A 14,115-nucleotide genomic window follows, 5' to 3' on the forward strand; every position below is an offset into this window, starting at 1 on the left:
CTCCTCCTCCCTCAGCGCCCGGCCAGGTAGATGAGCGGGTAGAGCCAGATCCAGATCACGTCGATGAGGTGCCAGTAGAGCGCCCCGCTTTCCACCAGCTCGGGCACCCGGGCCGTGCCGCGCACCGCCCACAGGACGGCGATCGTGCTCATCATCACGATGCCGAGGGTCAGGTGGGCGGCGTGCAGGCCGGTCGCGGCGAAGTAGAGGTTGAAGAACAGCATGGTGCCTTCCTCGTGCAGCGGGAAAGGCTTGCCGGCGTGGGGCATCAGGCCCTCGCCGTATTCCTTCCAGTACTCGTAGCCCTTCAGGGCGAGGAAGGCGGCGCCGAGCCCGACCGTCGCGGCGAGGCAGCCGATGCCCATGCCGCGGCGGCCGTGGCGCACCGCCGTCACCGCCAGGGCGACGGTGAGGGAACTGGTCAGCAGCACGACGGTGTTCACTGTGCCGATGAGCAGGTCCGTGTGGCTCGCCGCCTCCTCGAAGCCCTGCGGGTGCATGACGCGGTAGACCAGGAAGCCGAGGAAGAAGCCGCCGAACAGCATCACCTCCGACGCCAGGAACACCCACATGCCCAGGCGGTTGGCCGACATCTGCTGGTCGGCGCTCTCGTACTGCTCCTGGACGGCGACGCCCTCGGCGCCGGGCAGGGGACGGGTCATCGCTGGATCTCCTCGTCGCTCTCCACCCGCTCGCTGCCCTGGGCGCCGAAGGGGCGGTAGCTGTAGGCCTCGTGCTCGACCACCGGGATCTCGACGAAGTTGTGCTTTGGCGGCGGCGAAGGCACCGACCATTCGAGGCCCGTCGCCTGCCATGGGTTGTCGCCCGCCGGCTCGCCGTGGCGCAGCGACCAGGTCAGGTAGAACAGCGGCATGGCGTAGCCGAGGCCGAGGATGCCGGCACCCGCCGAGGACATGACGTTGAGCACCTGGAACTCGTCGGGATACTCGTGGTAGCGCCGCGGCATGCCGAGGTAGCCGGCCCAGAACTGCGGCAGGAAGGTCAGCACGAAGCCGATGCCGATGAACAGGGCAGCGAGCAGGGCCGGGCGCTCGGCGTACATGCGCCCGGTCATCTTGGGCCACCAGAAGTGCAGGCCGCCCATGTAGGCGGAGACGCTGGCGCCCACCATGATGAAGTGGAAGTGGGAGATGACGAAGTACGTATCCGTAACATGAACGTCGAGCGCCAGGCTCGCCAGGATCAGGCCGGTGATGCCGCCGATGACGAACAGCACGATGAAGCTGAGCGCATAGACCAGCGGCGCCGCCATGCGGATGTCGCCTTTGTAGAGCGTCGCCGTCCACGTGTAGACCTTGATGGCCGAAGGTACGGCGATGAGGAAGCTCATGAGCGAGAACACGATGGCCGCCACCGCCGACTGCCCGGCGACGAACATGTGGTGCCCCCACACGCCGAAGCCGATGAGGGCGATGGCCATGGACGAGAAGGCGATGAAGCGGTAGCCGAAGATGCGGCGGCGGGCGAAGCAGGCGATGATCTCGGTCGTCACGCCCATGCCCGGCAGGATCATGATGTAGACGGCCGGATGGCTGTAGAACCAGAACAGGTGCTGGAACAGCAGCGGGTCGCCGCCGAGCGCCGGGTCGAAGATGCCGACGCCGGCCACCCGCTCCAGCGCCACCAGCAGCAGCGAGATGGCGAGCACCGGCGTCGCCAGCACGATGACCAGCGAGGTGGCGTAGAGCGACCAGCACAGGATGGGCATGCGGAACCACGTCATGCCCGGCGCCCGCATCTTGTGGATGGTGACGATGAAGTTCACGCCCGTCGCGATGGAGGAGAACCCGACGATGAACACCGCCGCGATGACGCCGGTGACGTTGGAGTTGGAGAACATGCTGGAATAGGGGGTGTAGAAGGTCCACCCCGTGTCGACGCCGCCCGCCAGCAGGAAGTAGAGCGCCATGATCGAGGCGGCGACGAAGATGTACCAGCTGGCCAGGTTCAGCCGCGGGAAGGCGAGGTCCCGGGCGCCGATCATCAGCGGCAGGATGAAGTTGCCGAGCGTGTTGGGGATCGACGGCACCAGGAAGAACCACACCATGATGACGCCATGGATGGTGAAGACCTTGTTGTAGCCGTCGGCCGACAGCACGTCGCCGACCGGCGTCATCAGCTCCAGCCGGATGAGCGTCGCCGCCAGTCCGCCGATGAAGAACATCAGCGTCAGCGTCCCCAGGTAGAGCATGCCGATGCGCTTGTGGTCGGTCGTCGACAGCCACGACCACAGCGTATAGGCGTGGTTGAGGTAGGTCGGGCGCTGGCTCGCCGGGTTGGTGGCGGTGGCCGTCATGGTGATGTGGTCTCCCCTGCCTCGTCGGTCTGCTCGCCGTCCCGGTCCTGGCGGACGGGGGCGGCGCGGCGGTCGCGGCTGCCGAGCGACTGGATGTAGGCGACCAGCTCCACCAGGTCGTCCTCGCCGATCTGGCCGCGGAAGCTCGGCATGATGGGCCGGTAGCCGGCGGCGACGTGGCGCTGCGGGAACAGGATGCTGTCGCGCACGTAGGTGGCGTCGGCGGTCACCGTGCCGCCGTCGGCCAGCGGAACGGGGCTGCCCCACAGGCCCGCCAGCGACGGCGCCCGCACCACCGAGTTCTCGCCGTGGCAGCCGGAACAGCCGTAGGCGCGGAACAGCTTCTCGCCGCGCGCCGCCAAGGTGTCGTCGGGCTCGCGGGCGTCGAGCCAGGCCTGGTAGGCCTCGGGCTCCATCACCACCAGCTCGCCGCGCATGCGGGAATGGGCGGTGCCGCAGAACTCGGCGCAGAGGATGTGGTAGCGGCCGGTCTTCTCGGCCTGGAACCACAGGTCGGTGTAGCGGTCGGGCAGGACGTCCTGCTTGATGCGCAGCGCCGGCAGGAACAGGCTGTGGATGACGTCCTGGCTGATCATGCGCAGGCGCACCGGCACGCCGGCGGGCACGTGCAGGCTGTCGATCTCGCCCTGGCCGCCGGGGTGCTGGAACTTCCACATCCACTGCTTGCCGACCACCGCGATCTCCATGGCGTCCTCGGGCGGGCGCTGCTGGTCGAGGAACAGCACGGCGGCGTGCCAGAAGAAGTACAGCGACAGCAGGAAGGGAATGATGGACCAGCCCCACTCCAGGCGGCGGTTGTTGCTCGGCGCCCGCTTGCGGCTGGCCGGGCTGCCCTCGCGGTAATGCACGACGAAATAGGGCAGCAGTATCGCCACCGGGATCACCAGCAGCGCCAGCAGGCCGAGGAAGCCGAAGGTCAGGGCGTCGACCCGTTCGGCGTGCGACGAGACGGCGTCCGTCCACCAGCGGAAGGAGGTGGTGTCGTCCGGCGTCATGGCCCCTCCCGCCGCGCCCGGCGCCGCTCCTGCCACAGGGCGAAGCCGATGAAGCCGAACAGGCACAGCAGCGTCACCGCCGCCAGGCCCTTGATGGAGACGTCGATGACGCGGCCGTATTTGCCCGTCACCGGGTCGTACTGGTAGCAGAGCATGAGCAGGAAATCGGACATCGACCCGACGGTGCCGGCGCCCGCCTCGGTGATGGCGAGACGCAGGTCGGTGGGCTCCACCGAGATGGCGTTGATCCAGCGCGACAGGCGGCCGTCCGGCGTGAGCACGGCGAAGGCGTTGGCGTGGCTGTATTGGCCGATGCCGGCATCCCAGGCGTAGCGGTAGCCGAGGGCGCGCGTCACGCCCTCGATGGCCTCGGGGCCGCCGGTCAGCCAGGCGAGGTCGGGCAGGGCGGGGTAGTCCATCTTCCGCTGCTGCAGCGAGGCCAGCGCCTTGCGGGCCTCGGCCGGTCCTTCGCGCGGGTCGAAGCTGAAGAACACCACGCGGTAGTCGCGGCCGTGCTCCAGCGTCGTCAGCAGGGCGAGGCTCTGGGTCAGGCTGGCCGTCGAGACCGAACAGATGTTGGGGCAGTCGTAATAGACCGGCGCCAGCACCACCGGCACGTCGCCGCGCACCAGGGTACCGAGGTCGACCGGCCGGCCCTTGCGGTCGACGAAGGGCGCGTGCTCGGGCACGGCGGCGTCCTGCGGACTGTCGACGGCGGTCGAGCCGAAGGGATCGAAGGGCACGGCGGCGCGGGCCGGCAGGGCGAGTGTCAGCACCGCCAGGGCCAGGGCGACGAACACGGTCATTGCGGCGGCTCCTCCTCCGGGCGGTCCTTCAGGGGCACGCGCTCCTGCGGCACGGGTGTCTGCACCGTGGGCGGCGCGTCGGGCGGCGGTTCCTGCCAGCCGCGCTCGGCGGTCAGGCGCAGGGCGGTGTCGATGGGGATGCGGGCGATGCCGGCGTCGCGGTCGACCCAGGCGGTGCCCTCCAGGCGGGCGCGGTGGCGGCGGCGGGCGTCGGCCAGGGTGTCCTCCGGCTCCACGTTGAGCGGCGGGCCGCCGCGCTCCAGCCGGCCGGTGATGGGGGGCGGCGCCGGGCGGTCGGGCTCCAGCAGGCCGTCGAGGACGACGGCGACGACGCCGAACAGCGACAGCGTCACCACGAAGGCGACGGCGGCATACACCACGCCGCGCGGGGCGGCGTCGCGGTGTTCGTAGTCGCCGCGGCCGGGCACGCGCTCCGGACTAACCATGGCGCACCTCCCGCCGGTGCAGGGCGGCGGCGAGGCCGGCGCAAATCAGCAGGGGCACCGCGACCGTGGCGGCGCCGAGGGTGACGGGGCCGCGTTCGGGCAGCGCCGGCAGGGTCCACAGCATGGTCTCCAGCGCCCGCCCCGCCAGCACGGACAGGGCCGCCGCCAACAGCACCGGCGGGCGTGACCGCAGGGCCGGCAGGGCGAGGCAGAGCACCGGCACCACCGCATGCAGCACGGCGGTCGCCCACAGGAAGGGCCGCCACGGCGGCTCGGCGCGAGCCAGCCACCATTGCGCCTCGGGCACCAGGTCGGTGCCCCAGATGACGATGTATTGCATGAACTGCAGGTAGATCCACAGCACCACCAGCACCAGCAGCACGGCGCTCCAGGTGGCGCGGGCGGCACGGTCCCAGGTGACGGACCCGACGGCACAGACCAGCGCCAGGGCGGAGAGGACCCAGCCGGTCATGACGATGAGGCCGAACGAGCCGTGCTTCATCTTGTGGCTCAGGCTGATGGTCCAGTCGACGCAGGCGATGCTGAGGCCGATCGTCAGCACGATCAGCCCGAGCGCCGCCACCCGCCGGTTCAGCAGCCCGAGGGCCCCGATGAGGCCGAACAGGCTGAACAGTCCCACCAGGGCGCCGAGCCGCACGCCGGTCCACAGCGGGCTCAGGTAGCCGCCGAGCGCCGGGTGCTCCGCCCACGGATAGGCGGGCCAGGCGACGCCGTAGAGCGCGACCAGCATGACGCCGAACACCGGCGTCGCCGCCGCCAGCAGGCGCAGGCCCGGCAGCAGCGGCGTCATCCAGCCGCGCCAGGTGACGGCCTGGGTCAGCAGCAGGAAAACGGCGCCGCCCGAAAGGCCGAAGACGAACAGGCCGGCGGTGAAGGCGGCGAGGCCGGCGGCGGCGCTCATGGCAGCGCCTCCCGCACGTCGGCGGGCAGGGCGGCCGCCTCGGCGTGCTGGCTCAGTTGCAGGGCGCGGATGTAGGCGACGACGGCCCAGCGGTCGCCCGGCGGCACGCGATCGCCGTAGGGGAACATGGCGCCGAAGCCGTTGGCGATGACCGCCAGGAAGTGGCCGGCCGGCGCCTCGCGCAGGCGGTCCTGGTGGAAGCTCTGCGGGGCGGGGAAGCCGCGCCGCACGATGAGGCCGTCGCCGTAGCCGGCGATGCCGTGGCAGGGGGCGCAATAGATCTCGAACCGCTCCCGGCCGTGGGCGAGCAGTTCGGGCGTGATCTCGGGGCGGTCGCGCAATACCTCCCATGCCGTCTTTTCGCCGCGCGCCACGGTGCCCTCCACCGGCAGGCGGGAGGTCGGGCCGGACAGCACCGGCTCCGGGTCGATGGGCCGGGGGCGTTCCTGCTCCTCCATGTCGGGGCCGCAGGCGGTGGCGAGCAGGACCAGGGGCACGAGGGCGGCGCGGCGAAGGTGGCGAAGCGTCATGCCGTCACCTCCCGGATCGCCTGCCCGCCGCTGCGGCGCAGGAAGTCGCGCACCGCGTTGGGGTCGAAGGCGTCGCAGTCGTTCTCGATGCAGACGACGTAGCTGCCGCTGCTCGACCGCCAGTGGTCGGGGTACCAGAAGATGGGGTGGTAGAGCTTGGGCAGGCGGTTGCGCACCAGCATGGCGCCGACACCGCAAACCACCGCCGCCAGCACGCCCAGTTCGAAGGACGGGATGGCGAAGGCCGCCCAGGCGACGAGGTCGCGGCCGCCCACGTTGATGGGGTAATCGACGGCGGTGGCGTACCACTGCACCAGCATGGCCGCCGCGAAGCCGCCGACGGCGCCGGCGGTGAGCGCCCGGGCGGGCCAGGGGTCGCGGTGGCGCAGCGCCGCCGGCATGCCGGGCACCGGATAGGGCGTGTAGGCCTCCACCCGCCAGCCGGCGTCCGTCGCCGCCCGCACGGTTTCCAGCGCCAGCGCCTCGTCGTCGAAGCGCGCCGCCATGCCGAAGATCGCCAGCTGCTCGGTCACGGCATGGTCCTCCCGCTGGCCGGGGAGTGGGGCCCCGCCGCGCCGACGGTTTCGCCACGCTTTCGGGCCATCTCGGCGATGGTCTCTTTGGCCTCGAAGCCCGAGATCATGGGCAGCAGGCGCACGAACAGCAGGTAGCCGAACAGGAACAGCCCGATGGTGCCGCCGAGGATCATCCACTCCCACGCGGTCGCCACGTAGGGGCCGTCCTCGGCCGAGATGAAGGGGCGGTAGGTGGTGGTGATGAGCAGCATGTAGCGCTCGAACCACATGCCGACGGTGCCGACCACGCCCATGGCGAACAGCAGCACCGGCCGTACCCGGAAGGGCTTGAACCACAGCAGCTGGATGAGCACCAGATTGCAGACGATGGTGGTCCACCACAGCCAGGCGTATTCGCCGACGAAGCGGTCCATCAGGGTGTTGCGCTCGAACGGATCGCCGCTCCACCACTGGGTGAAGGCCTCCATGACGTAGCCGTAGCCGGTCATCAGAGCGGTCGCGAGCAGCACCTTGCCGAGGATGTCGAGGTGCCGCTCGGTGACGAGCGCATGCAGGCCGAAGGCATGGCGGAGCGTGGTCGCCAGCATGGCCACCACGGCGAAGCCGGAATAGAGCGCCCCGATCACGAAGAACGGCGGGAACAGGGTGGTGTGCCAGCCCGCCTGCGGCCCCATGGCGAACAACAGGCCGACGCCGGAATGAACCGAGATCACCAGCGGCACGGCCAGGATGGCGCAGCCCTTGTAGACGTTCCACCAGGTGTCCCAGTGGCGGGCGCTGTTGCGCCAGCCGAGCGCCAGCAGGCCGTAGAACACCTGCCAGCGCCGCGTCGGCGCGCGGTCGCGCATGGCGGCCAGGTCGGGCAGCAGGCCGACGTACCAGAAGATCACGCTGACCAGCAGGTAGCTGAACACCGCCGTCACGTCCATGAACAGCGGCGAGCGGAACTGCGGCCACAGGTCCTGTGTATTGGGATAAGGGAACACGTACATCACGAAGCCCGGCCGCCCCAGGTGGATGATGGGGAACAGCCCGGCGCAGGCCACGGCGAAGACGGTCATGGTCTCGGCCATGCGGTTCAGCGAATTGCGCCAGCCGCGGCCGAGCAGCAGGAGCAGGGCGGAGATCATGGTGCCGGCATTGCCGATGCCGATCCACCACACGTAGTTCATGATCGCCATGCCCCAGTAGTTGGGCGCGTTGTTGCCCCACAGGCCGATGCCCTCGGAGAAGGTGGCGCCGATGGCGATCAGCAGCATGACGGTGGCCGCGGCGGCGGCGATGGTCATCCACCACCAGCGCCAGCGATGCGGGAAGGCCGTCGGGATGGCGGCGATCTGCGCCTGCGCCTCCGGCAGGTCGCCGCCGTGGTAGGGGTAGAGGCGAGGCTCGAGCCGCTCAGCCATGCTCGTCCTCCTCGTCGTGGGCGGCGCCCGGCTCGACCTTGGCGAGGTAGGTGGTGCGCGGCTGGGTGGCGAGTTCGTGCAGCAGGGCGTAATGGCGCGGATCGCGGCGCAGGCGGGCGATGTCGCTGTCGTCGCGCCGCTTGTCGCCGAAACGTATGGCGCGCGTCGGGCAGGCGGAGGCGCAGGCGGTGGTGACGTCGGCGTCCTCGACCTCTCGGCCCTCGATCTCGGCGGTGATCTTGGCGCGCTCGATGCGCTGGACGCAGTAGGTGCACTTCTCCATCACCCCGCGCGAGCGCACCGTGACCTCGGGGTTGCGCTGCGGCCGCGCGGCCTCGTTGGCGTCGCCGCTCGTGTAGTCGAAGAAGTTGAACCGCCGCACCTTGTAGGGGCAGAAGCTGGCGCAGGTGCGGGTGCCGATGCAGCGGTTGTAGACCATCTGGTTCAGCCCCTCCGGCCCGTGCACGGTGGCGTTGACCGGGCAGCCCAGTTCGCAGGGGGCTTTCTCGCAATGCATGCAGGGGCGCGGCTGGAAGTGGCCGAGCGGCTGTTCCGGCGCGTCCTCCCAGTAGCGGTCGACGCGCAGCCAGTGCATGGCGCGCCCCGCCTCCACCTGATCGCGCCCGACCACGGGGATGTTGTTCTCGGCCTGGCAGGCGGTGACGCAGGCGCTGCAGCCGGTGCAGAGGTCGAGGTCGATGACCATGGCCCAGGCGTGCTCGGCCTTCTCCATCCATTTGGGATAGAGGGTCGGTGCCTGGACGGTCGGGTGCTGCTCGGGCGCCGCGTCCTGCTCGGCGGCGGCGACGACGCGGATGGGTTCCTCCTCCCGCATCATGCCGTCGAGCTGGGTGCGGGCGAAGGGGCGGCGGCCGTCGGTCTTCTGGAACACCGTCGCTGGCGCCCGCCACAGGGCGTCGGCGGGGCGGATGCGGAAGCCGTCGTAGCCGACGTCGCGCGACAGGCTGCCGTAGTAGTCGCGCCCGCCGCCCAGTTCCACCGTCACCGAGCGCGCCGCCTGCCCCGGGTGGACGATCACCGGCGCCGTCACCCCGCCCGCCGCGGTGCCCAGCGCCACCACGTCGCCGTCGCGCAGGCCCCGCTCCGCCGCCAGTTGCGGGCTGACCAGCAGGGCCGTATCCCACGTCACCTTGGTGAGCGGCTTCGGCCATTCCAGCATCCAGGCGCAATTGGCGAAGGAGCCGTCCCACAGGGCGGCGTCGGGCCGGAACACCACCTCGAGCCCGTCTTCCACCGGCGCCACGGCCAGCGCGTCGGGGTCGGCGACGGCGGGCGGCTGCGGCTGGTCGACCAGGGGCGGCGCGGTGTCGGGTACGAAGCCGGCGGCGATGGCGGCGCGGAAGGCGTCCTCGCCCTCCTGTCCCGTCACCGCCTGCCACGAGGCGCGCAGAAGCTCGCGGTCGGGGGCGGCCTCGGCCAGCGGCACCAGCAGGGCCTTCAGCACCTCCGCCTCCGACCAGCCGGCGAAGATCGGCCGCAGCAGCGGCTGGCGCAGTGTATAGGTGCCGTCGATGGCGCGGCCGTCGTTCCAGACCTCCAGCGGGTGGGCGAGGGGGATGTGCCATTGGCTGCGCTTGCCCGTCTCGTCGACATAGAGCCCGGCGTGGACGATGCGCGGCACGGTTTGCAGCCATCCTGCCACGTCGAGGTCGCCGGGGGCGTGGTAGACCGGGTCGCTGTCGAGGACCACCAGGGTCGAGACGTCGTCGCGCGCCAGCAGGTCGCGCAGGCCCACCTGCTCCGCCGGCTGCGGCACCTCGAACAGCGGGCCGTCGAACACCTGCACGTTGGCGGCATTGCCGGTGCGGTGGTTGAGGTGGGTGGCGAGCGCGTGCAGCACCTCCGGCTCGTGGTCGCCGGCGAGTACCATACCGCGGCCCGGTGCGGCCTCCAGCGCGCCCCAGGCGCGATCGACCCAGGTGCGCTCCGCCTCGGACAGGCCGTCCGGCAGCGGCCGATCCTCGGCGCGGGCGAGCAGGGCGGCGGCCAAGGCGGGCAGGCGGGCGGCTTCCTGCGGCAGGCGGTCGGGGCCGGCGCGCAGGCCGGTCAGGGTGGGCGTCGGCTCGGCGACGAACAGCGCCTGCGCCCCGTGCTCCCGCCGCCGCGCCGCGAAGGCGGCCGAGAAGGGCACCTGCGTCGCGCCGGGGCCGAGGAAATCGGCTGCCAGCGACACGATCACCTCCGCCCTATCGAACCGCGGCAGGCGGGGCGGGGCGGTGGCCGGCAGCGGGTCCAGGGTGTACCAGCGCGCCTGCGGATGGCGCTCGGTGATCTCGCGCAGCAGGGCACCGACCATGGGGGAGGTGGTCGGGCCGGTGAGCAGGGCGACGCCCTCGCCGCCGCTCTCGGCCAGCCAGCGGCGGATGTCGGCCAGTTCGCGCTCCAGCCGCTTGGCGCCGACTGGGGTGTCGAAGTGGCGCACCGCGCGGGAACGGTCGGGGTCGTAGAGGCGCAGCACCTCGGCCTGGGCATGGGCGTCGATGGCGGTGGTGCCGGCCGGGTGCTCGGCGTTGCCGTCCAAGCGCAGCGGTCGGCCGCCCACGGCTTCGGCCAGCACCGGCACCGCCCAGCCGCTGCGCACCACGCTGGTGGCGTAGAAGCGGCGTTCGTCGGTCTGCACCCACGATCCGCCGCGGCCGCGCATCTCGATTTCCTCCGGCGCCTCCCAGTCGCAGCCCGCCAGCCCGGCCAGCGAGAACGACGCCGCCATGCATTTCAGGAAGGTGCGGCGGTCGCTTTCCAGCACCTGCCGGGCGGAGACGCCGAACTCCTGCTCCACCAGGGCGGCGACGGCCTCGGGGTCGGTGCGCTGCTCCAGGCTGAGCCAGAGGTCGCGGCCGCGGCGCTGGGGGCTTCCGTCGGTCATGGGCGAGGGGCCTCGGTCATCGGTGGCAGGTGTAGCAGTCGGTCATGGTCTCGGGCGTGACGCCCTCGGCGTGCAGGCGCCGGCGATTGGCGGCGATCTGGTCCTTGGTCGGCTTCCACCGCAGGTCGGTGAGCGCGTCGCGCGGCCGTACGAAGGGCGCCGGGTCGCGGTGGCAGTCCAGGCACCAGGCCATGCTGTAGGAATGGCTTTCGTAGGTGAGCGCCATCTCCTGGATCGGCCCGTGGCAGGTGGTGCAGCCGACCCCCTTGTCGACGTGGATGGCGTGGTTGAAGTAGACGTAGTCCGGCACGTTGACGACCCGGTTCCACACCAGCGGCCGGCCCTCGGCATAGGCTTCGCGCACCGGGCGCAGCATGTCGGCTTCGGTCCAGACCTTGCTGTGGCAGGTCATGCAGGTCTCCGCCGTCGGCAGGGTGGCCTGGGCCGACTGCTCCACCGTGTAGTGGCAGTAGCGGCAGTCGATCTCCATCTCGCCGGCGTGGTGGCGGTGGCTGAAGGGCACCGGCTGCCATGGCGCCTCGCCCACGTCGGTCACCCAGTCGGAATGCAGGTAGACCCAGCCGCCCACCACGATGGACGCGACCGTCAGCGCGGCCGTGACCAGGATGGCCCGCAACCACACGTCCGCCGACGGTTTGAAAACCTGCGCCATTGCTCCGTCCGGTTCTGGGAAACCGGAGCCGCGGCATCGGCAGCCCCGACATCTGTCAGGGCAACGCCCGCTTTCGAAGCCGGGTTGCTGTCATGGAAGGATCGGCGGCCCTGCGCGCAAAAAAGGCAGGCGGCGCCGGAGCGCCGCCTGAAGGTAGGTTGGTAATACGGACTGAAGGATCGGGCCCGCCACGAGGGAATGGGAGACGGGAAGGGCGGACCTGCGGGAAACGCCATCGACCGAACGGCCGTGGTGAGTTGACGCTACTGCGAGGCATTCGCAATTGCAAGCCGTAATGTGCGCTCCGTCGCGTCGGGGCCGCTTGCCGCGTGGCGTGGGGCGCCAATAGACGATCGGCAGGCGCTATTAGCCATAGGGCTGGTGCGAATATACCTTTGAAGCAGTTTCCTATACCTCGGTACCGGACAGCCCGGCGGTATGGCCTTTACCATGGCGACAACCGAAGAGGGCGCGCCATGCACCGGCGCACCGCCAGACCGCCTGCTGGGGAATGAGAGACTTGAAGCTGCCCGCCACCGCCGTCTTCCGGTCGTTCGGCCGTATCCGCGTGCTCGACCGGTTCCGCGTCTCCACCCGCATCATCGCCGGGTTCGCCTTCTGCCTGATCGTCACCGCCGCGGTGGCGGCGGCCGGCTACACGGGCTTCCGCGAGGCGGCCCAGGGTGTCGACCGCCTCGGCGCCGGCATGAGCCGGGCGCTGTCGGGCGGCGAGATCGAACGCGACCTGACCGCCCTCCGACTCTACGCCAACAACGTGCTGGCGGGCCGCGGCGCCCAGGCGCAGTCGCAGCTGGAAGAGGCGCACGGCAACCTCTCCGGCGGCCTCGCCCGCGCCGCCGCCACGGCGAGCGACGACCAGCGCGAACGCTTCGCCACCCTGCAGAAGCTGGAGGAGGACTATTTCGCCGCCTTCCAGAAGGCGGTGGCCCTGCAGCTGCAGAAGCACGAACTGGACGAGACGGTCATCGTCCCGCTCGGGGCCGGCATCCAGGAGAAGCTGTCGAAGCTGGCGTCCTTCGCGTCGGAGCGCGGCGACTACAAGCTGGCCGCCTTCGCCGGCAAGGCCATGGAAGCGGTCATGGACGGCCGCACCTACACGCGCAGCTTCATCGACAACCCCTCGCCGGAACTGCTCGACCTCGCCAAGCAGTCGTTCCGCGACTTCCACCGCCAGGCCGGCCTGATGGGCCGCTTCGGCCTGCAGTCGGCGGAGCGCGAGCAGCTCGACGGCGCCCGCTCCGACCTGCGCGCCTATGCGGACAAGCTGGACGAGGTGTACGAGGTCAGCGAGGCGCTGGCCCAGCAGACCGGCACGGTGATGCCCGACCTCGCGCGGCAGGCGGCGGCGGTCGCCGTCTCCATCAAGAACACCGAACTGCAGACGGCCGAAGACCTGCGCTACGGCCTCGCCGACCGCATGGAGATGCTGATGCAGGTGGTGGTGGCCGTGGCCGGCGCCGCCATCGTGCTCGGCGCCCTCATGGCGCTGGTGACCGTGCGCGGGCTGGTCGGGCCGCTGAAGGCCATGACGCGCACCATGACGCGCCTCGCCGCCGGTGAACTGGCGACCGAGGTGCCGGCCCGCGACCGCCGCGACGAAATGGGCGAGATGGCGCGCGCCGTCCAGGTCTTCAAGGAAAACGCCGAGGAGGTGGAACGCCTCAACGCCGCCGCCGAGGCCCATCGCGCCCAGGCCGAAGCCGACCGCAAGGCCATGCTGCAGGACATCGCCGAGCGCCTGCACGAGACCGTCGGCAGCATGGTCCGCCGCACCCGCCAGTCTGTCGACGGCATGCAGGAAAGCTCCCACAGCATGGCGCAGACGGCCGAGCTGACCAGCGCCCGGGCCACCGACATCGCCGCGGCGGCCGGCCAGGCGGCCAGCAACGTGCAGACGGTGGCGGCGGCGGCCGAGGAACTGGCCGCCTCCATCGACGAGATCAGCCGTCAGGTCGGCCTGTCGAGCGAGGCGGCGCGCGAAGCCTCGCAGACCGCCGGCGAGACGGCCGAGGTGGTGCAGCGCCTGTCGCGGGCGACCGGCGAGATCGGCGAGGTGGTGAAGCTCATCACCGACATCGCCGACCAGACCAACCTGCTGGCACTCAACGCCACCATCGAGGCGGCCCGCGCGGGCGACGCCGGCAAGGGCTTCGCCGTGGTGGCGCACGAGGTCAAGCAGCTGGCGGGCCAGGTCACCCGCGCCACCGAACAGATCGGCGCCCGCATCGGCGCCGTGCAGGCCGAGACGGACAAGGCGGTGGCGGCCATCGCCGACATCGGCGGCCGCATCGGCCACATGGACGAAATCGCCGCCACCATCGCCGCGGCCATGGAGGAACAGGCGGCGGCGACGCGCGAGATCGTCCGCAACGTCCAGCAGGCGGCCGACGGCACGGAAGGCGTCACCCGCTCCATCGACGAGGTGGCGCGCGCCTCCGGCGAGACCCACGACCTCGCCGGCACCATGCGCACCACCGCCGCCGACCTGGCCGAACAGGGCGAAACCCTCGGTCGCGAGGTGGAAGCCTTCGTGGAGCGCCTGCGCACCGCTTGAC

General features: G+C 71.0%; 12 protein-coding genes. 1 reads left to right on the forward strand and 11 read right to left on the reverse strand.

Going from position 1 to position 14,115, the window contains the following annotated elements; genetic code table 11:
* Positions 1-11: 11 nt before the first annotated feature.
* From CRP50_RS00220 to CRP50_RS00270, 11 genes are read right to left on the reverse strand one after another with little or no spacing between them, the layout of a single operon-like run.
* Positions 12-662: a cytochrome c oxidase subunit 3 gene (locus tag CRP50_RS00220; RefSeq protein ID WP_097276971.1), complete on the reverse strand. Its 651-nt coding sequence runs from the start codon at positions 660-662 to the stop codon at positions 12-14.
* Positions 659-2,317 carry a cbb3-type cytochrome c oxidase subunit I gene (locus tag CRP50_RS00225; protein WP_097276972.1) on the reverse strand — a complete coding sequence of 553 codons (1,659 nt, stop codon included), beginning with the start codon at positions 2,315-2,317 and terminating at the stop codon, positions 659-661. The genes CRP50_RS00220 and CRP50_RS00225 overlap by 4 nt, the downstream gene beginning before the upstream one ends.
* A complete protein-coding gene (coxB, locus tag CRP50_RS00230; protein WP_097276973.1) occupies positions 2,314-3,333 on the reverse strand; it encodes a cytochrome c oxidase subunit II in 1,020 nt (339 codons plus the stop codon). The genes CRP50_RS00225 and coxB overlap by 4 nt, the downstream gene beginning before the upstream one ends.
* Positions 3,330-4,139: an SCO family protein gene (locus CRP50_RS00235; RefSeq protein ID WP_097276974.1), complete on the reverse strand. Its 810-nt coding sequence runs from the start codon at positions 4,137-4,139 to the stop codon at positions 3,330-3,332. Before CRP50_RS00235 ends, coxB begins: the two co-directional genes overlap by 4 nt.
* Positions 4,136-4,585 carry a hypothetical protein gene (locus tag CRP50_RS00240; RefSeq protein WP_141415038.1) on the reverse strand — a complete coding sequence of 150 codons (450 nt, stop codon included), beginning with the start codon at positions 4,583-4,585 and terminating at the stop codon, positions 4,136-4,138. The genes CRP50_RS00235 and CRP50_RS00240 overlap by 4 nt, the downstream gene beginning before the upstream one ends.
* Positions 4,578-5,507, reverse strand: a complete 930-nt coding sequence (locus tag CRP50_RS00245; protein ID WP_097276976.1) for a hypothetical protein — start codon at positions 5,505-5,507, stop codon at positions 4,578-4,580. The genes CRP50_RS00240 and CRP50_RS00245 overlap by 8 nt, the downstream gene beginning before the upstream one ends.
* Positions 5,504-6,037 (reverse strand): c-type cytochrome, encoded by a 534-nt coding sequence (locus CRP50_RS00250; RefSeq protein ID WP_097276977.1) that lies wholly within the window; start codon positions 6,035-6,037, stop codon positions 5,504-5,506. The genes CRP50_RS00245 and CRP50_RS00250 overlap by 4 nt, the downstream gene beginning before the upstream one ends.
* Positions 6,034-6,570: a DUF3341 domain-containing protein gene (locus CRP50_RS00255; RefSeq protein WP_097276978.1), complete on the reverse strand. Its 537-nt coding sequence runs from the start codon at positions 6,568-6,570 to the stop codon at positions 6,034-6,036. Before CRP50_RS00255 ends, CRP50_RS00250 begins: the two co-directional genes overlap by 4 nt.
* Entirely contained in the window at positions 6,567-7,979 is a 1,413-nt protein-coding gene (gene nrfD / locus CRP50_RS00260; protein WP_097276979.1) for an NrfD/PsrC family molybdoenzyme membrane anchor subunit, read from the reverse strand. Before nrfD ends, CRP50_RS00255 begins: the two co-directional genes overlap by 4 nt.
* Positions 7,972-10,866 carry a TAT-variant-translocated molybdopterin oxidoreductase gene (locus CRP50_RS00265; protein ID WP_097276980.1) on the reverse strand — a complete coding sequence of 965 codons (2,895 nt, stop codon included), beginning with the start codon at positions 10,864-10,866 and terminating at the stop codon, positions 7,972-7,974. The genes nrfD and CRP50_RS00265 overlap by 8 nt, the downstream gene beginning before the upstream one ends.
* Positions 10,867-10,882: 16 nt before the next feature.
* Complete coding sequence (locus CRP50_RS00270) at positions 10,883-11,539, reverse strand: cytochrome c3 family protein (protein ID WP_097276981.1); 657 nt, start codon at positions 11,537-11,539, stop codon at positions 10,883-10,885.
* Between the two features lie 520 nt (positions 11,540-12,059).
* Between CRP50_RS00270 and CRP50_RS00275 the strand changes: the two genes are divergently transcribed.
* On the forward strand, positions 12,060-14,114 hold the full coding sequence (locus CRP50_RS00275; RefSeq protein WP_101613929.1) for a methyl-accepting chemotaxis protein: 2,055 nt from the start codon (positions 12,060-12,062) through the stop codon (positions 14,112-14,114).
* Position 14,115: the final 1 nt, after the last annotated feature.

Origin of the sequence: Caenispirillum bisanense (genome assembly GCF_900230255.1) — a bacterium.
Taxonomy (GTDB): Bacteria; Pseudomonadota; Alphaproteobacteria; order Rhodospirillales; family Rhodospirillaceae; genus Caenispirillum; species Caenispirillum bisanense_A.